The organism is Paenibacillus sp. CF095 (assembly GCF_900101225.1).
In the GTDB taxonomy this organism is placed as follows: Bacteria; Bacillota; Bacilli; order Paenibacillales; family Paenibacillaceae; genus Paenibacillus.
This window is the reverse complement of the sequence record NZ_FMZN01000001.1, coordinates 2,383,570-2,406,100: the sequence shown is the minus strand read 5'-3', so window position 1 is coordinate 2,406,100 and position 22,531 is coordinate 2,383,570. Positions and strand designations below refer to the sequence as shown.

Annotated in this window: 13 protein-coding genes; 11 read left to right on the top strand and 2 right to left on the bottom strand. The window is 45.6% G+C overall.

Features of this window, described 5'->3' with window-relative positions; genetic code table 11:
• Positions 1-26: 26 nt before the first annotated feature.
• From treR to BLS69_RS10290, 10 genes are all read left to right on the top strand, one after another.
• Positions 27-737: a trehalose operon repressor gene (gene treR / locus BLS69_RS10335; RefSeq protein ID WP_091031114.1), complete on the top strand. Its 711-nt coding sequence runs from the start codon at positions 27-29 to the stop codon at positions 735-737.
• Positions 738-910: 173 nt separating this feature from the next.
• Positions 911-4,249 carry a DUF5107 domain-containing protein gene (locus BLS69_RS10330; RefSeq protein ID WP_091031111.1) on the top strand — a complete coding sequence of 1,113 codons (3,339 nt, stop codon included), beginning with the start codon at positions 911-913 and terminating at the stop codon, positions 4,247-4,249.
• A 51-nt stretch (positions 4,250-4,300) separates the two neighbouring features.
• Positions 4,301-6,640 (top strand): beta-galactosidase, encoded by a 2,340-nt coding sequence (locus BLS69_RS10325; protein WP_091031109.1) that lies wholly within the window; start codon positions 4,301-4,303, stop codon positions 6,638-6,640.
• Positions 6,641-7,050: 410 nt separating this feature from the next.
• Positions 7,051-7,983 carry a glycoside hydrolase family 5 protein gene (locus BLS69_RS10320; protein ID WP_370739085.1) on the top strand — a complete coding sequence of 311 codons (933 nt, stop codon included), beginning with the start codon at positions 7,051-7,053 and terminating at the stop codon, positions 7,981-7,983.
• Positions 7,984-8,162: 179 nt separating this feature from the next.
• Complete coding sequence (locus BLS69_RS10315; protein WP_091016717.1) at positions 8,163-10,232, top strand: bifunctional aldolase/short-chain dehydrogenase; 2,070 nt, start codon at positions 8,163-8,165, stop codon at positions 10,230-10,232.
• A 19-nt stretch (positions 10,233-10,251) separates the two neighbouring features.
• Positions 10,252-11,523 carry an L-rhamnose isomerase gene (gene rhaA, locus BLS69_RS10310; RefSeq protein ID WP_091031107.1) on the top strand — a complete coding sequence of 424 codons (1,272 nt, stop codon included), beginning with the start codon at positions 10,252-10,254 and terminating at the stop codon, positions 11,521-11,523.
• A gap of 158 nt (positions 11,524-11,681) precedes the next feature.
• Positions 11,682-13,355 (top strand): ribonuclease J, encoded by a 1,674-nt coding sequence (locus BLS69_RS10305; RefSeq protein ID WP_091031104.1) that lies wholly within the window; start codon positions 11,682-11,684, stop codon positions 13,353-13,355.
• Between the two features lie 245 nt (positions 13,356-13,600).
• Positions 13,601-14,584 (top strand): LacI family DNA-binding transcriptional regulator, encoded by a 984-nt coding sequence (locus BLS69_RS10300; protein ID WP_091031102.1) that lies wholly within the window; start codon positions 13,601-13,603, stop codon positions 14,582-14,584.
• 346 nt (positions 14,585-14,930) lie between these two features.
• A complete protein-coding gene (locus BLS69_RS10295) occupies positions 14,931-16,406 on the top strand; it encodes a glycoside hydrolase family 32 protein (protein WP_091031100.1) in 1,476 nt (491 codons plus the stop codon).
• 26 nt (positions 16,407-16,432) lie between these two features.
• The gene (locus tag BLS69_RS10290; protein WP_091031097.1) at positions 16,433-18,415 is read left to right on the top strand and encodes a sucrose-specific PTS transporter subunit IIBC; all 1,983 of its coding nucleotides are present in this window, start codon (positions 16,433-16,435) and stop codon (positions 18,413-18,415) included.
• Positions 18,416-18,599: 184 nt separating this feature from the next.
• On the opposite strand, the gene BLS69_RS10285 is transcribed toward BLS69_RS10290, so the two are convergent.
• On the bottom strand, positions 18,600-19,499 hold the full coding sequence (locus BLS69_RS10285; RefSeq protein ID WP_091031094.1) for a manganese catalase family protein: 900 nt from the start codon (positions 19,497-19,499) through the stop codon (positions 18,600-18,602).
• A 127-nt stretch (positions 19,500-19,626) separates the two neighbouring features.
• A complete protein-coding gene (locus tag BLS69_RS10280; protein WP_091031092.1) occupies positions 19,627-21,351 on the bottom strand; it encodes a cellulase family glycosylhydrolase in 1,725 nt (574 codons plus the stop codon).
• A 322-nt stretch (positions 21,352-21,673) separates the two neighbouring features.
• Between BLS69_RS10280 and BLS69_RS10275 the strand changes: the two genes are divergently transcribed.
• Positions 21,674-22,504 carry an amidohydrolase family protein gene (locus BLS69_RS10275; RefSeq protein ID WP_091031089.1) on the top strand — a complete coding sequence of 277 codons (831 nt, stop codon included), beginning with the start codon at positions 21,674-21,676 and terminating at the stop codon, positions 22,502-22,504.
• Positions 22,505-22,531 lie beyond the last annotated feature (27 nt).

Genomic DNA, 22,531 nt, shown 5'->3' with positions numbered 1-22,531 from the left:
AGGGTAATGAACAATGGTGATGAATAATGAATAATAAATTTATCCGGATATATGAAGATATTGCAGATCGTATTCGGACCGGAGAGATTGAGGCAGGGACGCTGCTTCAATCGGAACTGGATCTATCGGAAAGTTATCAAACGTCTCGAGAGACTATTCGCAAAGCATTGAAAATGTTGTACGAAGAAGGTTACATTCAGAAGATTCAAGGCAAGGGCTCGATTGTACTGGACATACGCAAGATCGATTTTCCCATCTCAGGTCTAGTTAGCTTCAAGGAATTAGCCAAAAAAATGGGACATCGCGCTCAAACGTATGTGAAGGTTTTCGAGGAGCAACAAGTGGATCAGGCGTTGCATAAGAATATTAACTTTGGTCTGAATGAACAGGTCTGGGCGATCAGACGTGTGCGCAAAGTGGATGGAGAGCATGTCATACTGGACAAAGATTACATTAGCCAGCGGCTTGTTCCTGGGCTCAGTAAAGAGATCTGTAATGATTCCATCTATGAGTACATTGAGCAAGAGCTGGGGCTTTCCATTTCGTTTGCCAAAAAAGAGATTTTGGTGGAAGAACCCACCGCTGAGGACAGGGAACTGCTTGACCTTGAAGGGTTCCATAATGTGGTTGTGGTGAGGAGCCAAGTGTACCTGGAGGATGCCAGTCAATTTCAGTATACGGAATCGAGGCATCGACCGGACAAGTTCAGATTTGTGGATTTTGCGCGTCGCAGATAAGTTAATCAAGAACGATCAGAGAGTACCTTTCACTGCATTATTCAGTGGATAGGTACTCTCTTTGGTTATGTGGGAATCCGAAGATCGTCCATCAAGAACCGCTTAATGTCAATGTTCTTCCTGCATGTCGGAGCGTATGATCACAATATATACGAGGCCGAGGAGTGAGCGAATTGAATCACGTGACAGCGACATCAAATGTTCGCATATGGGAAGAAACCAGAGATATTCCAACCTATCGTACAGGTAAACCGGACAAAAATCCGATGTTTCTTGAAAAGAGAATCTACCAAGGGAGTTCGGGGAAGGTGTACCCGCATCCCGTGATCGACAGCATTGAAGATGATGCCAAAATGAAATCTTATCGATTAGTTATTCTCGAAAATGAATATGTACGTATTGAGATGATGCCCGAACTGGGTGGACGGATCTATCGTGCGCTGGATCTGACCAATAACTACGATTTTGTATATTATAACCGGGTGATTAAACCTGCACTTGTGGGTCTGGCAGGGCCATGGATTTCCGGAGGAATTGAATTCAACTGGCCACAGCATCATCGGCCCAACACGTTTGGTCCAGTCGACTATACATTTAGCAGTAATGAAGATGGAAGCGCTACCGTGTGGGTGGGTGAGATTGATCGCATGTATGGTACCAAAATGACCGCTGGCTTCACATTACATCCCGGGAAAGCCTATCTTGAAATCCATGCCGAGGTATACAATCGCACCAGCGCACCTCAAACTTTTCTATGGTGGGCCAACCCGGCTGTAGCTGTCAACGATCATACGCAATCTGTGTTTCCACCTGATGTAACAGCTGTGCTGGACCACGGAAAACGTGACGTATCCCGCTTTCCCATCGCAACCGGAACCTATTACAAGATGGACTATTCCGAAGGTGTGGATATCTCGCGATATAAAAACATACCGGTTCCAACATCCTATATGGCGTATAAGTCGGATTATAATTTTGTAGGGGGTTATGATCACGGGGTTCAGGCAGGTTTGTTGCATGTGGCTAATCATCATTTTTCTCCGGGCAAGAAGCAATGGACCTGGGGGAATGGGGAATTCGGGCAAGCCTGGGATCGACAGTTAACGGACGAGGATGGACCATATATTGAATTAATGACAGGGATCTATACCGATAATCAGCCTGATTTTACATGGTTACAGCCTTATGAAGCGAAATCATTTTCACAGTATTTTATGCCGTATAAAGGAATTGGTATGGTCAAAAATGCATCGATTGATGCAGCGGCTAATCTGGAAAAGGATGAAACGACCGGAATGGTAACCGTGATGGTATATGCGACGTCGGTTTTTGAACAAGTGACCGTTGAAGTGATAGGTCCAACCACGGTATATCTCCATGAGAGATGTAATATCTCACCTACGGAACTATATAAATATTCGTTCCCGTGGAGCGGACAAGATGAATGGCATCAGTTGAAGTTAAGTGTTCGAAGTGCGGAAGGAAGAGTACTCGTGGCCTATCAGCCTGAACGTTCTGAGATTCAGGAAGTTCCAGATCCGGCCACACCACTCCCGTTACCATCCGAGATTCGTACGAATGAACAACTATATCTGGCTGGTCTTCATTTGGAGCAATATCGGCATGCCACGTATGAACCGGAACCTTATTATCTGGAAGGGTTGAAGCGTGATGCAACGGATATTCGTCTAAACATTGCGTATGGCACATTGCTGCTGCGCAGAGGGTTGTTTCAAGATGCAGAGAAGCATTTCAGACAGGCCGTTCAATCGCTGACGTGGAAAAATACGAATCCATATGATAGTGAAGCATTTTACCAACTCGGTCTGAGTTTGAAACTACAGGGGAAACAGGAAGAAGCCTACGCAGCACTGTATAAAGCCGTATGGTCTGCACAGTATCAGGATACGGGTTATTATATGCTTGCTCAGATCGATACAGCGTTACATCGGGAGCTGGAAGCGCTGGATCACATCGAACGTTCGCTGATTCGTAACAGTAGAAACTACAAGGCTCGGCATCTGAAGGTGTGTCTGCTGCGCAGGTTGGGTCAAGTTAAACGGGCCCTCCAATATGCGTATGAAACGTTGGAACTGGACCCGGTTGAATTTGGAGCTGCACATGAATTAGTCCTGATCTACAGCGGAGCAACTGCACCTTCAGAGAGAGAACAAGCGGAGCAAGCACGTGAACATTTCCATCGTCTGATGCGAGAAGACGTTTATAATTATCTGAATGTAGCCGCAGATTACGCGGATAGTGGGTTGTGGGAAGAAGCACTGACGGTACTCTCGTATGTTGAATCCGAAAATTCACAGCCGTATCCTTTGGTTGGTTATGCTAAGGCTTACTTGTATCGTCAGTTGGGGGATGTGGAGCAGGCCCGGGAATGTCAAAGACAAGGGAAAGCTGCTCCAACGGATTATTGTTTTCCTAATACGTTATTTGAATTCATGGTGCTTCAGGATGCATTGGCAGTGGATTCGAATGATGCGCGTGCTCAATATTACCTGGGAAATTGGTTATATGATCATAAACGATACAAGGAAGCAATCACCCATTGGGAAACTTCACGAGAGGTGGATGCTGCATATTCGACTGTACATCGGAATCTGGGACTGGCTTATTATAACAAGCTGAATCGCCACGATCTTGCACTGGCATCATTAGAGGAAGCTTTCCGGTTGGATACACAGGATGCCCGAATCTTCTACGAGTTGGATCAATTGCAAAAGAAGATAGGGTATTCCTGCGAGCATCGAATCAAATTGCTGGAACAACATATGGAGTTGATTCACCACCGTGATGATCTGTATATCGAGTGGGTGACTTTACTGAATATGCAAGGTAGCCATCAAGAAGCATGGAATGCCCTTCAGACCCGGCGGTTTCATCCATGGGAAGGTGGAGAAGGCAAGGTAACTGGACAATATGTTACGGCACTGACGGAACTGGCGAAGCAAAAACTGGAGAAACAACAACCTGAACTAGCATTGGAGCTGTTGCAGAAGGCATTAGTTTACCCGGAGAACTTAGGTGAAGGTAAGCTGGAGGGTGCCGGAGACAATCACGTTTACTTTTATCTTGGCTGTGCCTACCAGCAACTGAAGAAGAATCAGGCGGCAGAGGAGAATTTCCACAGAGCATCTATCGGTTTGAATGAACCGGCAAGCGCGATGTTTTATAATGACCAACCGCCGGAATCCATCTATTATCAGGGGCTGGCTTGGCAGAAACTTGGCAATGTGAAGGAAGCAAACCGACGATTTAACAAACTCATTGACTATGCGGAAAGACATATGCATGATCACATCCGAATGGATTATTTTGCGGTATCTCTGCCCGATTTTCTAGTATTCGACGACGACTTAGATCAGCGAAATGAAGAACATTGCCGGTATATGCGGGCACTAGGTCTTCTGGGACTGGGTCGGACGAGTGAAGCCAAACTTGAGTTGGAGCGGGTACTGGAGAAAAACCCGAATCATCAAGGGGCAATCCTCCATCGATAATTGATAATCGTTTCAACACATCCCATTTATATCGAAGGAGTTATATAATCCATGAATGATAGTATAGCAGGTAGCCATATTCGCTTTATATTGGATGCGGAAGATAAGGACATTCGTGCGGGTCGTATGACTGGCAGTGGCGGCAAAAGCCCACGAGGGGAATCGTATGATTTTACCAACTATTATATGACTCGTAATGCTAAACCCCATATTCCCCTGGTAGGTGAGTTTCATTTCTCCAGATTCGCTTACTTGCAGTGGGAAGAAGAATTACTGAAGATGAAGGCAGGCGGGGTGAACATCGTTGCTTCCTATGTCTTCTGGAATTTTCACGAGGAGCAGGAAGGGGGATTTAATTGGTCAGGAAACCTGAATTTGCGGCACTTTGTGGATCTGTGTGGCAAGCATGAGCTGCCGCTGATCGTGCGAATTGGTCCATTCTGTCATGGAGAAGTGCGTAATGGTGGAATGCCGGATTGGCTATTCAGTTATCCATTCGAAGTCAGGTCGAACGATGAAGGATATCTGTATTACGCCAAGCGATTATACCGGGAGATTGCCCGTCAGCTCAACGGCTGTTTTTATCAGGAGGGTGGCCCTGTTATCGGGGTACAGTTGGAAAATGAGTACATGCACGCTGGCGCACCCATGGATGCATGGGGGTATACCCGCGAAAAATACATTACCTCCGGCCGGGATGGACGAGAACATCTGAAGATGCTTCGCCATATTGCCGAAGAAGTCGGTATGAAGCCGATGTTCTATACTGCCACGGCCTGGGGTAATGCTGCGGTGCCTGATGAAGGAACATTACCGATGCTGGCGGGGTATGCGTACACACCATGGATTCCCAATCAGCCTCCAAGCCGGGAGTATTTGTTCCGGGATCTGCATATGAATCCTGTGGAAGAAGTGGATTATGACAGTCTGGAGTATCCTGCTGCGTATTGCGAGCTTGCTGGGGGCATGCAGGTCAGTTATCACGCTCGGCCGGTTGTTGATGCGGACAGTGTCGAGGCGATGACCATTGTGAAACTTGCGAACGGCAGCAATCTGGTTGGGTATTATATGTATCACGGGGGGACCAATCCGATAGGCAAAAATTCATATATGAACGAGCAGGCATTGCCGAAAATGACGTATGATTACCAATCGCCACTCGGGGAATTTGGACGTGTTGGTGAATCGTATGACCGCATTCGAAGCTTGTCCATGTTCCTGGAAGCATACGGTGAGTTGCTTGCGCCAATGGGCTGTGTTATACCTGATGGTCAACAATCTATAACCCCGGAGAACACGTTGGAGCTGCGTTGGTCTGTTCGGCAACAAGATGGCTCTGGATTTCTGTTCATAAATAATTATCAGGATCATGTGGCGTTGCCTGATCGAGATATACAATTGGAACTGCATACCAGCAAAGGGACTGCTTTTTATCCAAGAGAAGGAACGATGCAGCTGAAATCCGGCATGGCAGCCATTCTGCCTTTCCATATGAATCTGAATGGAATGAAGATCATTAGTGCTACCGTTCAGCCACTGACCCGATTTATGGTAAATCAGGAGCTCACGGTTGTGTTTTATGCCCATGAAGGTATGGCGCCTGAGTATGTTATTGATGCAACATCTGTTACAAATGTGGATATGCCCGAAGGTACAGTATCTGAGCAAGGAAATGAGGTTGTGATACACCCGATTGCCGGCAAGGACCATCATCTGAGAGTCACAACATCCGACGGTATGGTCATACGTATCATTACATTGACCCGTGAAGAGGCATTACATGCCTACCGTTTCCGTTTGGGCGGAGAAGAAAGGCTTGTAATTAGCAGCAGTCATCTGTATGTACAGAATGAGATGCTCATATGTACATCCGTGGAGCAACCAGAGATGGAAGTATCCTTTTATCCGGCTCCAGAGCATGTTTCAGCTTCTAAATATGCTGTGTCATCCCAGTCGAAGCAGGGAATATTCGGTACGTACACATTCCAAGTTTCGCCTTACGAGCCTGCTGTAGAGGTTGATTATCCCAAAGAGTATGCAGCAACACTGAGATTGGACACAGCGTGGCCGGAACAAGTAGATGACGTGTGGATCGAGATTGATTATGAAGGAGACGTCGCTGCAGCACATATTCATCATCAGATGTTAACAGATCATATTCACTATGGGCACAGCTGGATGCTTGGTTTGAAGCAATCCCGTCATTTGCTGGCTGATCACGCGCTTCGTCTGTCTATAACTCCAATTCGAAAAGGGACGACTGAGAGTTATGTTAATCAGGCTTATGTGGAGCGGTTTGAGGGCGTGGAGATCGGGAAGTTTAATGAGATTTGGGTGAGACCACAGTATCGGGTGGGGGTGGTATTGGCGGGAGTTAGGGAAGACACATAGTCTAAATCAGGGATTAAACAACAGATAAACAAGACTTAAACAAGAGTTAACTGACGTTAATAATACAGAGGGTTCTTTCTCCGAACGATTGTGAGGGGAGAGAGCCTTTTTTGCTGTGTTATGTAAAAACAAATGATTCCTAATCATGGTAAAAAGATCTTGACTAGTAAGCGTTTTCAATTTATTATAACTTCATAACCTTAACGATAAAGTTTATTTAGACTAAATAACGTAACTATAATAAAGTTATTAGTCGTTTATTTACTAACAAAAAAACTTCTATTACCAACGATTTTAGTTAACTTATTGCCTAGAGCAGGGTTAATTGAAATAAAAAAACAAATACAGGAGGTTCCAAACGAATGGTTAATCTGAAAAAGTGTACAATCTTCACGGTTATTGCTGCTCTTATGTTCATGGTATTAGGGAGTGCAGCACCCAAAGCATCTGCTGCCACAGGATTTTATGTAAGCGGTAACAAATTGTATGATTCCACAGGTAAAGCTTTTGTCATGAGAGGTGTTAATCACGGACATTCCTGGTTCAAGAATGATTTGAATACCGCTATCCCTGCAATCGCCAAAACAGGTGCCAATACGGTACGCATTGTTCTTTCGAATGGTAGCTTGTACACCAAAGATGATCTGAACGCTGTTAAAAATATTATTAATGTGGTTAACCAAAATAAAATGATAGCTGTACTTGAAGTACATGACGCCACAGGGAAAGATGATTATAATTCGTTGGATGCGGCAGTGAACTACTGGATTAGCATTAAGGAAGCTTTGATTGGCAAAGAAGATCGGGTCATCGTCAACATCGCCAACGAATGGTATGGAACGTGGAATGGAAGTGCGTGGGCTGATGGTTACAAAAAAGCCATTCCGAAACTCCGGAATGCGGGAATTAAAAATACGCTAATTGTGGATGCAGCCGGATGGGGACAGTTCCCTCAATCCATCGTGGATTATGGACAAAGTGTATTTGCAGCCGATTCACAGAAAAATACCGTCTTCTCCATTCATATGTATGAGTATGCTGGCAAAGATGCTGCAACGGTCAAAGCCAATATGGAGAATGTGCTGAACAAAGGATTGGCTCTGATCATTGGTGAATTCGGGGGATATCACACAAACGGTGATGTGGACGAGTATGCCATCATGAGATATGGTCAGGAAAAAGGGGTAGGCTGGCTTGCCTGGTCTTGGTACGGAAACAGTTCAGGTCTGAACTATCTGGACATGGCCACAGGTCCGAACGGAAGCTTAACGAGCTTTGGCAACACCGTAGTTAATGATACCTATGGTATTAAAAACACTTCCCAAAAAGCGGGGATTTTCTAATCCGCCGATGATACAGGAACACTCTGACGTTCACGTCAGGGTGTTTTTTTAATAATATACCTCAATCTATAATTACTTTTGAATATTTCCGTTTGGTTTTAAAATATTTTGTTTTCAAAATAAAACAAAGATGTTAAACTCGGATTAGGAATAAAACAAACATTATCGGAGGGAAACAAATGGTACAGAGTTTATGGAATGCATCGCAGGCATCTGAGAAAACAACAGGACTTGAGCAGTTGGTTTACCGATCTAATCTCATTGGTTCTGATCGCAGTGTATGTAACATCTACGGTGGTAATACGTCTACCAAAACGACAGTGAAGGATTTTCGTGGTCGTGATGTAGAAGTAATGTATGTGAAGGGAAGCGGCTCTGATCTGGGTTCCATGGAAGCGAAACATTTTACCGGACTTGGGCTCGAAGACATAAGGCCATTAATTGAACGTGAATCCATGTCGGATGAAGAGATGGTTGAATATCTGGGACATTGCATGATTGATGCCAAGCACCCGCGCGCCTCCATCGAGACTCTTCTGCATGCGTTCCTTCCATATAAACATGTGGATCATACGCACCCGGATGCGATTATCAGCCTGTGTTGTGCGCATAACGGCAAGGAATTGGCGAAAGAGATCTACGGTGATCGTTTTGTATGGGTGCCTTACGTACGCCCTGGGTTTACGTTATCTAAAATGATTGCTGAAAGCGTATTCTCGAATCCCAATGCCGAACTCGTACTGATGGAAAAACACGGACTTGTGACGTGGGGAGAAACATCCGAGGAATGTTACGCTCAAACGATCAAGATTATCAATGAAGCAGAAGCTTTCATCGAAGCACGGGTGAACGAAGAAAGTTTGTTTGGTGGTGTGAAACACCCGGCACTCGCCGCTGATGTTCGTCGTCAGATCGTATCACGTGTGATGCCAACGATTCGTGGAGCGGTATCGGATAGCAAAAAAATGATTTTGTCCTTTGATGATCAAGAGGACGTACTTGCTTTTGTGGGCGGAGCAGATTCCCCGGAATTGTCTCAGGTGGGTGCAGCTTGCCCGGATCATCTGGTACATACCAAAGTGGTACCTCTGTTCATCGATTGGACACCGGATGCAGAAGATATTGAAGGTTTAAAAGCCAAGCTGGTAGAAGGTGTGGCTGCCTACAAAGAGCAATATCAACAGTATTTTGAGAGCAACAAAAACGAAGGTGATGTCATGTTCGAAGCGGCACCTCGCGTTATCCTGATTCCTGGTGTGGGCATGATCAACACAGGCAAGAGCTGGGCGCTTTCCCAAGTAAGCGGAGCGTTGTATCACAGAGCCATTGCTGTTATGCGTGGAGCTACTAGCTTGGGTCAATTCGTATCGCTCAGTGCAAACGAGTCTTACAATGTGGAGTACTGGCCGCTGGAACTGTATAAATTGTCTCTGGCCCCGGCAGAAACTGAATTCTCCCGTAAAGTGGCGTTTATTACAGGCGGCGCAGGTGGTATCGGAAGTGAAACAGCGCGTAGATTGGTATCAGAAGGCGCGCATGTGGTGCTCGCTGATCTCAATCTGGAAGGCGCACAGAAGGTAGCACAGGAAATTAATGATCAGTACGGTGCGAATCGTGCTTATGCGCTGAAAATGGACGTGACCGATGAGGAAGCTGTTCAATCTGCTTATGCTGATGTTGCGGTGCAATATGGCGGAGTGGATATCATCGTGAACAATGCAGGATTGGCCACATCCAGCCCATTTGACGAAACTTCCCTGAAAGAATGGAACCTGAACATGAATGTACTGGGCACAGGGTATTTCCTCGTGGCTCGTGAAGCCTTCAAGCTGATGAAACAACAGGGCATTGGGGGAAGCATGGTATTTATCGGTTCCAAGAACTCGGTGTATGCAGGTAAAAGTGCTTCTGCTTACAGTTCAGCGAAAGCGCTGGAAGCGCATCTGGCACGCTGTATCGCAGCAGAAGGTGGAGAGTATGGCATTCGTGTCAACACGATTCTTCCGGATGCCATTCTACAGGGTTCAGCAATCTGGAACGGTTCCTGGAGAAACGAACGTGCAGCGGCATACGGAATTGAACCGGATCAATTGGAAGAGTATTATCGCAAACGGACGACATTGCTCGTGAATATCTATCCAAGAGATATTGCAGAAGGAATTGCATTCTTTGCTTCTTCGAAATCCGAAAAAACAACCGGTTGCATGATGACCATTGATGGCGGTGTACCGGCAGCATTTACACGTTAAAATAGGAGGGTTCTTGCGGATGGATAACCAAGTCAAGCAAGCGTATGAAGCAGCCAAGGCATTGTATGCCCAGCACGGAATTGATACGGACGTGGTACTGAACAAACTCGCGGAGATCAAAGTATCCGTACACTGCTGGCAAGGCGACGATGTCAAAGGCTTTCTGAATAAAGATGGGGAGTTAACAGGTGGCATTTCCGTTACAGGTCAATATCCGGGGGCTGCGACCACACCTGCAGAGCTTCGTAATGATCTGGAGCAAGCTTTTGCTCTGATTCCCGGCAAACATAAGGTCAATCTGCACGCGATTTACACGGATACAGACGAGCAGGTTGAACTGGATCGGATTGAGCCAAAGCATTATGACAACTGGGTGAAATGGGCCAAAGAACAAGGACTTGGTCTGGACTTCAACCCAACATGTTTTTCCCATGAAAAATCAAGTGACGGGTTCACGCTCAGTCATCCAGACCCTGAGATTCGCAAGTTCTGGATTGATCACTGCAAGGCGTCCCGCCGGATTGGTGCTTACTTCGGGGAACAGCTTGGTCAGACTTGTGTAACCAATGTATGGGTACCGGACGGATTCAAGGATAATCCGGTTGACCGGTTGACACCACGCAAACGTCTCAAAGAATCTCTGGATGAAGTATTCGGCGAACCACTTAACCCGGAGCACAACCTGGACGCGGTAGAGAGTAAGCTGTTTGGTCTGGGTTCGGAAGCATATGTGGTTGGTTCTCATGAATTCTATATGGGTTACGGATTGCAAAATGATACGTTGATCTGTCTTGATGCAGGTCATTTCCATCCAACTGAGGTTATTTCCAATAAACTGTCGTCCTTGTCTCTGTTTACAAGTGGCATTCTGCTTCACGTAAGTCGCCCGATGCGTTGGGACAGTGACCATGTGGTAATTATGGACGATGAGTTGCTGGAAATTGCCCGTGAACTGGTTCGACATGATCTGCTTGCGACCACACATATTGGATTGGATTTCTTTGATGCAAGCATTAACCGTGTAGCTGCATGGGTTGTGGGTACACGTAATACGATCAAAGCCCTTCTCCGAGCGATGCTCGAACCGGTGGATGCCTTGAAACAAGCCGAGTTGGAAGGAGATTACACCCTGCGTCTCGCGTTAACGGAAGAGTTCAAATCCTATCCGTTTGGCGCGATCTGGGACTACTATTGTGCTCAGCAAGGCGTTCCAGTTCGTGAAAAGTGGATCACCGATATCAAAACCTATGAACAAGACGTATTGCTACAGCGTGATAAATCATTGGTGTAACCGTATTTATTTTTCGTATAAACCACTGTGGAATGAATATTCCATGGTGGTTTTTTTAGCATAATCACTTTGAAATGCATAAGTAAGGCGATTGCTTCCATACTAGGAATATAGATCCGTATCGCATACGTTTGTCACGCAGAGGAGGAATAATAGAGTTGAATCTAGCCCACAACAAACTGTATATCGCTGCACTTGGCGGCGTAAATGAAATAGGAAAGAATATGTATTTCATCCAGTACAATCAGGACATCATCGTGATTGACTGTGGTTCGAAGTTTCCCGATGAGACATTGCCTGGTATTGATCTGATCATTCCGGATGCAGCGTATCTGCTGGAGAACCTGGATAAAGTAAGGGGTCTTGTGGTTACCCATGGACATGAAGATCACATTGGTGGCATTCCCTATTTGTTAAAACAAATGAACATCCCGGTGTATGCATCCAGGCTCACTCGCGGGCTGATCGAGCTTAAACTGAAAGAGCATGGGCTGCTGCGCAAGGCGGACCTGCACACGATCGATGCTCACTCCAGCATTACGCTGGGAGGGATCGAGGTTTCCTTTTTCGCCACCAGTCACAGTATACCGGATTGTCTTGGTATCTTTTTTCAGACCCCAGCAGGCAATGTTGTGCATACCGGAGATTTCAAATTTGATATGTCGCCTGTACATGGACCTTTCCCAGATCTGCACCGCATGGCCGAGATTGGCAAACAGGGTGTCCATATCTTGCTCTCCGAGAGTACCAATGCAGAGAGACCCGGATTTACACCTTCCGAGCGTGTTGTGGGAGACCACATTCTGGATGCCTTTATCCGTGCAAAACAAAAAGTATTTATCTCCACCTTTGCGTCGAATGTCAGCAGGGTACAGCAGATTGTGAATGCAGCATTTGAGACGGGTCGCAAACTGGCACTGTTGGGCAGAAGTATGGTGAATGTGGTATCGGTGGCCAGTGAATTGGGGTATTTGCAAGTTCCTGACGGATTGTTGATTGAAGCTATCGATTCGGATCAGTTTCCACCTGAACAAGTCGTTGTATTATGCACTGGTAGCCAGGGAGAAGCGATGGCAGCATTGTCACGTTTGGCATCCGGTAAACATCCTCACGTAAGAATTAATGCTGGCGATACTGTTATTATTGCTGCCGGAGCCATTCCGGGCAATGAACGAAATCTAGCACATGTAATTGATAACCTGTATGTTCTCGGAGCACGAGTGATATATGGTTCAAGTGGTGCAGCAGGAATGCATGTATCGGGACACGGCAGTCAGGAAGAACTCAAATTGATGCTTACTCTGATGAAACCGGATTATCTGATTCCGATCCACGGTGAGTTCCGTATGTTGTATCAGCACAGACTGCTTGCTGAATCCGTAGGTATAGAGCGTGATCATGTGTTTATCGTGAATAATGGGGATATGGTACAGTACAAAGACGGCATTGCTTCGCTAGGTCCCAAAATTGCGTCAGGAAACAGTCTCGTAGACGGTCTGATCATGGGTGATGTCGGCAATATTGTACTGCGTGACCGCAGGCAGCTGTCATCCGATGGCATGCTGGTGATTGTGACTACACTGAGCAAAACGGAAAAACAGATGGTCACGTCACCCGAAATTATCTCCAGAGGGTTTATATTCGTTAAGGATTCGGAAGAATTCATGCATGAGATCCATGAGCTTGTTCTAAACCGGATGGATGAGTTGACCGGGGCTGGGGTGAATCAGTGGAATGTGATCAAAAGAAAGCTGAAAGACGAGATCGGTCACTATATTTACGCTCAAACAAAGAGAAGACCTATGATCTTGCCAATTATTATTGAGGTCTGAGTCAGCAGGGATAGGTATTATCCTTGCCCTGATGGTCTGTGCAAACGTGTATATGAAAGTTAAACAGCCTGATGAATGTCGGATCATACTTCTGTATGAACGTCACATTGATATCGGGCTTTTGCTATTACATCGGGAATTTACCATAGACGTGCGATAAATGGAGTTGAATCAAATTCGCCATGGGTTTGTGATTCGAAGTATAATAAAAGGTAAACTAGCTAATAGAAATAAGAGGAGTCTTTATGAATAAAACGATTTCTGATATCGCTCAGATGGCAGGTGTGGCAAAAAGCACGGTCTCTCGCTACCTGAATGGCGGATCGGTTAGTGAGGATACACGCCAGAAGATTGAGCGTATTATCAAACAATACAATTATGTTCCCAACACATTTGCACAGAGTCTGAAGGCAAAGAAGACCAGTATCATCGGTACGGTTGTGCCACGCCTCGATTCTTTTGCGACATCCCAGACATTGATTGGAATTGATGAAGAACTGCGAAGTAATCAGTATCAGATGCTGATCGCTAATACGAGTCAGGACATGCAGCGCGAGATTGATGCCATCTATGATTTTGCACGACAGAAGGTGTCGGGTATTATTCTGCTGGCTGCTGAAGTGACTGAAGCACATCTGAAGGCCGTTGAGGATATACGGATTCCGGTGTTATTGGTGGGGCAGCAGCATGAGCAACTGCACAGTCTGGTTCACAATGATGATCAGGCAGGTTATGAGATGGGCAGATATGTCGTCGAACAAGGTCACCGCAAGATCGTGTATATGGGAGTTAGCGAGAAGGATCGGGCGGTAGGGTTCTATCGTAAACAAGGATTCCAGCGAGCAATCGCCGAGTGTGGTGGATGTGAAGTGAAGTATTATGAGACAAGCTTTAAGATGTCTGAAGCCATCGTTACCGCTGAAGCCATTCTGAAAGAAATCACACCAACGATCATTGTAGGGGCTACGGACAATATTGCACTGGGAGTGATGAAGATTGCGTTCTCCAATAAAATCCGCATACCGCAAGATTTGTCTGTTACCGGATTTGGCGGATATGATATTACGGAGATGATTCACCCCACGCTTACTACTGTGAAGTATCATTATTTGCAGGCAGGTAAAGTAGCCGCGAATCACATTATTCGTCTGGTCAAAGGCGAGTCGGTGGAGGAACGAACAACACTGGACGTAGAACTAATTCCTCGAGAAAGCGTTGACAAACTATAAAAACATCCTTTATGATAATTCCATCGAACCGGTTCCACTATGGATATCCAATTCGGATATGCGGAACGCGGGCAGGCATGAATGCCATATGGAATTATTTTTTTGCGTCCATTGGAACCGGTTCCTATAATTGATTTTCGTATAAGTTAAATAAGAATTAAACATTTACGGAGAGGGCAGAAAAAATCTGAAGAAACGTAGTGTTCGCCTTTATCCCCGGATTTCACCCTTTAGAAAAGGGATCAGGAAATCTGGGGATAACAGCGATCTGAGGATTGTTCTGCCATCGTAGTTTCAGTGTGAAATTTCTTGGTCTAACTTATATAAGCAAGAATGGAGAACAGCTATGAAAATGACTAGAGAGCAACGCTACAGACGAATTGAGCAAGCGGAGACTGGAGAGATTGCGAAGCTTGAAGCACAGATATCCGTATGTCCTTGGCGACAGAGTTATCACATTCAGCCGATAACAGGTCTGCTTAATGATCCTAACGGCTTTGCATATTATCAAGGCTATTATCATCTGTTCTATCAGTGGTTTCCACTTGGAACAGAACATGGCATGAAATACTGGTATCATACCCGCTCGAAGAATCTGGTGAACTGGGAAAATGTCGGGATTGGAATTGAACCGGGTGGCAGGTATGACTCACACGGATCTTATTCCGGCAGTGCGATTGAAAAAGACGGCAAGCTGCACTTGCTATACACGGGCAATACGAGGGATGAGGCTTGGGGCAGACATCCGTATCAATGCTTGGCAGTTATGGATGAAAGCGGTTCAGTAGCCAAACTGAATGATCCAGTGATCTCATCTGTGCCAGACGGATACACGGAACACTTCAGAGATCCCAAAGTGTGGCAACAAGGGGACACGTATTATTGTGTAATTGGTGCGCAGAGAACAGATGAGACGGGATGTACAGTGCTGTATCGCTCAACAGATCTGAAGAACTGGGAGTTTCTTGGTGAAATTCGTACGCAATTAACCTCCTTTGGCTACATGTGGGAGTGCCCGGATTATATGGAGATGGACGGGAGAGGTGTACTTGTCTTTTCCCCACAAGGGTTAGATGGTACGGGAGATCATTATCAGAATATTTTTCAGTCCGGTTATCTGATCGGTGAGCTGCTTAATCTCCAGACGAGAGAGTTCAATCATGGTGAATTTCAGGAGTTGGATCGTGGATTCGACTTCTATGCTCCGCAAACCATGCAGGGTCCGGACGGAAGACGTATTCTGGTTGGTTGGATGGGACTCCCCGACCTGGCGTATCCGACAGACGATAACGGTTGGGCACATTGCCTGACCATTCCTCGGCAATTGTCACTCCGAGACGGCAAGTTAATCCAACAACCTGTTACAGAGATGGTGCAATTGCGTCAGCAGGATAAAGACACACATATTCGCGCAACGATTGACAATGAGAGTCGATCTTTCACTGATTTTAATGGGATTGCCTATGAGCTGATATGTGAGATAAGCCATGTAGATGCACAGGTTGTAGGCATCGAATTCCGGGCCAATGGAGCTGAAAAAACGGTTCTTTTATATGATCGAATTCAGCAGAAAGTTGTCTTGGATCGGACGATGTCTGGTACCAAGCTGGCAGAGCAGAATGGCGTTGTACGACAGTGCACACTTACTGCGGACGTGATTAAGTTCCATCTGTTCGTAGATGCATCCTCGGTCGAGATCTTTGTGAACGATGGGGAAGAGGTCTTTACCAGCCGCATTTTCCCAAGCCGGGACAGCGTGGACATTTGTTTCTTTGCACGTGGAGGCAAAGCTGATTTTGAAGCAACAAAATGGGATTATTAAGTATTTCGTGAGAGGAATGAGATAACATGTCGGAGAATCAACGGATTGCCCAGGAAGTCATTCATGCCATCGGGGGCAAAGAGAATATCGCATCATTTGCACATTGTGCAACACGTCTTCGGATCATGGTGAAAGATAAAGAAAAAATTGATCAGAAAACGGTCGAGAACATCGAGAAGGTGAAAGGGGCTTTTTTCAACTCGGGTCAATATCAGATTATCTTTGGTACGGGAACGGTGAATCGAATCTTTGAAGAGGTCGAGAAGCTGGGAATCGAAGGATCGTCCAAGGATGATGTGAAGAGTCAGGGGAAAAAGGAAGGAAATGCTTTTCAGCGGGCTATCCGCACATTTGGTGACGTATTTGTACCCATCATTCCCGTACTGGTAGCTACAGGTTTGTTCATGGGATTACGCGGATTACTTACCCAGAATGAAATTCTGGCGTTGTTCGGTGCAACACCGGATGATATCTCGGCCAATTTCCTGTTGTTCACTCAGATTCTGACGGATACGGCCTTTGCATTTCTGCCTGCACTTGTAGCGTGGTCCGCGTTCCGTGTATTCGGCGGAAGTCCGGTGCTTGGTATCGTACTGGGGCTAATGCTGGTCAATCCGGCATTACCCAATGCTTACGCGGTGGCAGATGGATCAGCACAGCCGCTGCATATGTTCGGTTTTATACCTGTCGTGGGTTATCAAGGATCGGTTCTGCCTGCGTTCTTTGTAGGTTTGATTGGAGCCAAGTTTGAGAAGGTACTAAGAAGACGGGTACCTGAGGCACTGGACTTAATTCTGACTCCTTTTATTACGTTGACAGTCATGATTACGCTTGGACTATTCGCGATTGGTCCCGTATTCCATTCCCTAGAAGAGTGGGTGCTGCATGGTACAACTGCCGTATTGGATCTTCCATTTGGCATCGCAGGTATTATCATTGGTTTCTTCCATCAGATTATAGTCGTTACCGGTGTACATCACATCTTTAATTTCTTGGAGATTCAACTACTGGAGAAGACGGGATTCAATCCGTTCAACGCGATCATTACCTGTGCCATGGCAGCACAAGGAGCGGCTTGTCTCGCAGTCGGTCTGAAGACCAAAAATATGAAACTCAAAGCACTCGCATTACCTTCTTCCTTGTCCGCATTTCTGGGCATTACCGAACCAGCCATCTTCGGAGTTAACTTGCGTTATATGAAACCATTTATTATGGGACTGATTGGTGGTGGTGTGGGTGGTTTTATCGCTTCCTTGTTCCATCTGCAAGGTACAGGCATGGCTGTAACGGTTATTCCCGGTACACTGCTCTATCTGAACAGCCAACTGCCGTTGTATATCTTGTCTAACGTAGTTGCCATGGCGATTGCATTTGCACTTACCTGGTTCTTCGGATATAAGGATCAACCGGTTGCAGAAGAAGCGGTGAGCCATGAAAACAGTGGAGTAACATCAACTGAAGTTAAAGCAGAGGAATCTAATCCGCGTATTAGTTCAGTTACCGATGCCGTTACAAGCAATCGTCCTAAGGTAGATTTTCTCGAAATCGCTTCGCCAATGAACGGTACCGTCGTTGCTCTGGAGCAGGTTCCTGACCCGGCGTTCTCGGAAAAACACATGGGTGAGGGCATTGCCATTGAGCCATCAGAAGGTAAGGTGTATGCACCGTTTGATGGTGTCATCGCACATGTCATGAACAAGAGTAAACATGCGGTGATTCTGGAGCATGCGACAGGTGTACAGATGCTGGTTCATATCGGAATTAATACGGTTGGACTAAAAGGAAACGGTTTTACCGCACATGTGAATAGCGGAGATCGTGTAACTGCAGGACAATTGTTGATTGAATTTGACATGGATGTCATTCAGGCTGCGGGTCTGCCAGTGATTACACCTGTGTTGATCCCAAGTGGAAACGAAGCGATAGCAACTGTTACAGCGACTTCAACAGGTCATGTTCAAGCCAATGGGGAAGCGGTACTTGTAGTGAAATTTACTGAGCCACAATAGAGGCGTGTAAAGGGAAGCGGGTAGAGATTCATCTCACCCGTTTCCCTTTTTTGTGTGCGCCATAAGAAATCAAAGAAAACAGATCATCAATAATCTAATTAAATAAAGAGTTCCAGCACACAAGGTAACACCAGTTTACGGTTATCCAATCGACGCCCTATAAAAACAAGTGTTAATCGTGATCCTACAGACCAGCGTGACGTTTCAGTCGCTCTGCAATCTGCATTAGATCTTCCGCGGATATCCCTGGCGCAAATTCTTCCGGCAGATCAGGCAGCTCAGGTACTGGCCCTCCATAACCCGGCAAGCCGGCAAAAGCCTCCAGTTTGCCACCATCGGTTGGATGTGTTCCTTTCCAAATCTGAGCAATGCCCTGATAATCTTTGTCGCTGAACGTGTACAGCCTGCGATGTTCTCCCATCGCTTCCCATTTTCTTGTCGTTTCAAAAGCTTTGTTATCCAGTCGAGGAATAGGGAACATCTTCGTTACATCCACACCCGTTGCAATCTCCAATGCTTTGGCATACGCCAGAACGTGCACACCTCCACGTACAAGCAGATAACCAGTCATTTCTCGGGCTGTCTTGTTGTCCGTCATTTCGTAGACTCTCATTTTGTGAGTTCTGGCTCCGCATTCAAGAAAGAAATTATGCAACAGATCAAAGATCAGATTGCCACTGCTCACGACATACGAACCATTCCAGGGTCTTCCCATGGAGTCATAAGGGAGCGCTGTCTGAGCAGATTCGATAAAGTGTGACGTCATCCGTGCGTCTTTACCAACACGCAGTGGTGTGGAGTCTGGGTCACCTGGTGATGTTGAACCTTCAAGCATCAGGTTAATCGTATTGGCAACAAGTTCGACATGGCCGAATTCTTCGGCAGTTATACTGGCGACGATATCGTAGAAGGGACGTAGCTTGGACCTGCCTCTGAAATTGAAAGATTGAAACATATAATTGTTCAACGTTGACATTTCCCCGAACTTTCCACCCAGCAACTCCTGAACCGCGCTAGCTCCATTAGGGTCCGGATTATTCGATATGGGTAGTTCAATGGCAAGACGGTCTACACGTTTAAACATGACATTTCCCCCTCAGTCCTAGTTAGTGTAAAGGTATGAAGGGTTACTTGTACGTTATTCGGTCGTTTATAAAACAAAACGTTCTGCCAGAGCTTTGGCTCTGAACAGAACGTTAGTTAGAACAGTATTATGAAGCTACCCCAACAACACGGGTTCCATTTTTTGTGATTTTGTACGTAATCACATCTCCGTTCCAGAAGTGGAACTTGAGGGTGACTTCGCCATCATTGGTTTCTTTGAAGAAGTTTGGTTTCAGCTCAATCACATTACGTTCGTAATCTGGGCTAAATGTGTAGGAGAATTCTTTGAACGAAGTCCAGTTCTGTGGACCGGCGTTCTCTCCGTTTGCATACGTTGCTTCCATCGTGGCCAGTTGATTCCCGTTAAACGTAGTCGGAATGGCAAATGCACTGGTTGTACCAGTTGCATCGTTCAACTTAGGTGTGTCATATTTAATAATATTGAAGTTCCAGTCAGCACCTTGGTTGAATCCAGCTGTGAGTGTAGCATTTACGCCCAAATCACCAGAGGCTGTCAATTTGGTTAACAGATTGGATTTTAACGTAAGTATATCTTTTTTGACAGTATAGTCTTTACCTCTTACAAGAGGGGTATTGCCATTCTTCAACGAATTGAATTTGTTCCCATTCAGATTGAGTTTTACCTTTTTATCTTGAATAGCTTCATTTTGTTTAAGATATACGAGGTCCGTTTCGGCTGTGGATGAGCGACCTGTCCAGCTGGCTTTCATGGTATCAAATAGTTCCTGATCAGACCAGGTAAAGCTTGTGCGTCCGAAGTGCTGTCCGTTGTCCCATAACATCGTTGTCATCTGTTTTTGACGCAGATATTGTCCAACAAATTCGAAGAATTTCAGCTTTTCCCCTTGCTCAATGACACCTGTGTGCTGGTCAAAACCAAGCAAGCCATACTCACCGACGATAACTGGAGTGCCTTTCGCTGTAAAAGCATTGTATACCCGATCGAATGTGTCGGTAACGTCCTTCTGTACTTCCTCGTTATACTTGGTGTAACCTGCGATGTTCACACTGAATGGCCAAAACCCGTAGTAGTGAACGGTTGCAATAATATTGGTGTCATTCAATTTCTGAATGGTCTTATTCAGTTCATCCAGATCAGGTTGAGCGGAAGAGGTATGCATCGTTGGAAGGACAAGTGGACGTGTCTCGTTGTTTCCACCCGAAGTTCTTACGATCTTGTGAAAAGAAGTATTCAACTCGTCCAGCATGCGATATCCAATCGTTGCATCTGTTGTGCCGCCTTCAGAGAAACGTGGTTCGTTAACGCTTTCGAACATGAGTTTATCGGATGCATCTTTGAATTTGTCCGCAATCTGAGTCCAAGCAGAGTTATAACGTGCAAGCACGTTATCATGGTCTTTCTCCATGTAACTGATCCAGCGCCAGGAATCATGGTGAAGATTGATCATGACATAGAGATCGGCATCAAGAGCCCAGTTTACCACTTCTTGAACCCGGTTCATGTAAGCGGAATCAATTATGTAGTCGGGTGCGTCACCGATGTGGGCTTCCCAGGTCACAGGAATACGGATACTATTGTAGCCCTCAGCTGCGATCGATTGTATTAGTTCCTTCGTAATGCGCGGGTTGCCCCAGGCTGTTTCATCTTCACCAACGGAGTCCAGAGAGTTACCCAGATTCCAGCCAGGCTCCATGGCGTTTACATAGGTCTGCATTTTGCTTGGAGCGGGTGATGCACTGGCCTGTTCGCTGTTGTCAGTCGCAGCTGAAGCCATAGCGGAGGCGAATAGAGATAGAATCAGGGCAGTCACAAGCGTAAGAGATAGGACTGATTTGCGGTTTTTTTTCATTAATATAGTCTCCTTCGAATAGAGAATGGTTGAACGTGAATAGCGGTTAAGCAGGGTGAAAATAGAGCTCAACGCAAACAAAAATTCACTTGTTTAATACTAAAATCACCACCGATTTATGTTCTGAAAGCGTTTTCGTAATTTACTATATCATGATTTAATATTGGACAATACCTGCACAATTGGCATAAAAATCATGTAAAAATCAGTGATTTTGCCATATTTATAGATTGTGTAGTAAGCGTTTATTTCATTGGAAATAAAAATCATATGGTTGCTTTTTAATGATAATTAGATTTAAATACCCTGGGAGGGATCTAATATGAAGCTGGATGCACATCAACATTTCTGGGAATACAATGTCGCCGAGTACGGATGGATTGGCGAAGAGATGAAAACCATTCGTCAATCTTTTCTTCCGGAAAATCTTGAACCTTTATTGGTCCAATCAGGACTGGATGGATGTATTGCGGTACAAGCCAGACAATCACTGACAGAAACCGAGTGGCTTCTGCAGCTGGCAGATCGGCATGAATGTATAAAAGGTGTTGTCGGATGGGTAGATCTTTGTTCGGATGAAGTTCGGAATCAGCTTGAACTCTTCGCGTCCAATCCGTATCTGAAGGGCGTACGTCATGTCATACAGGATGAACCTGATCTGGATTATGTATTGAGAGAAGACTTTCAGCGCGGAATTTCATTGCTAAAAGAATATGATTTGGCCTATGATTTGTTGGTATCCAAGGAGCAACTGCCTTATGCCGTTGAATTGGTTAAGACGTTTCCTGAGCAGCGATTTGTACTTGATCATCTAGCCAAACCCGACATAAAATCAGGTATAATCTCACCCTGGAAAGAAGCACTTGAGTCATTGGCCGCACAACCTAATGCGTACTGTAAACTTTCAGGGATGGTGACGGAAGCAGATTGGGCAAATTGGACTCCAAAGGACTTTACAGCCTATCTGAATATCGCCATAGAAGCCTTTGGTGCGGAACGGTTAATGTTCGGGTCCGACTGGCCCGTGAGCAACGTTTCAGCTACGTATTCTGAAGTATACGGTCTCATTAATTCTCACATTAATGCCCTACCTATATTAGATCAACTGATGATTCTTGGCGGCACATGTGCTGCATTCTATCAAATATCGTAGTGGGCATTCCGAAGCTAAACCGGTTTC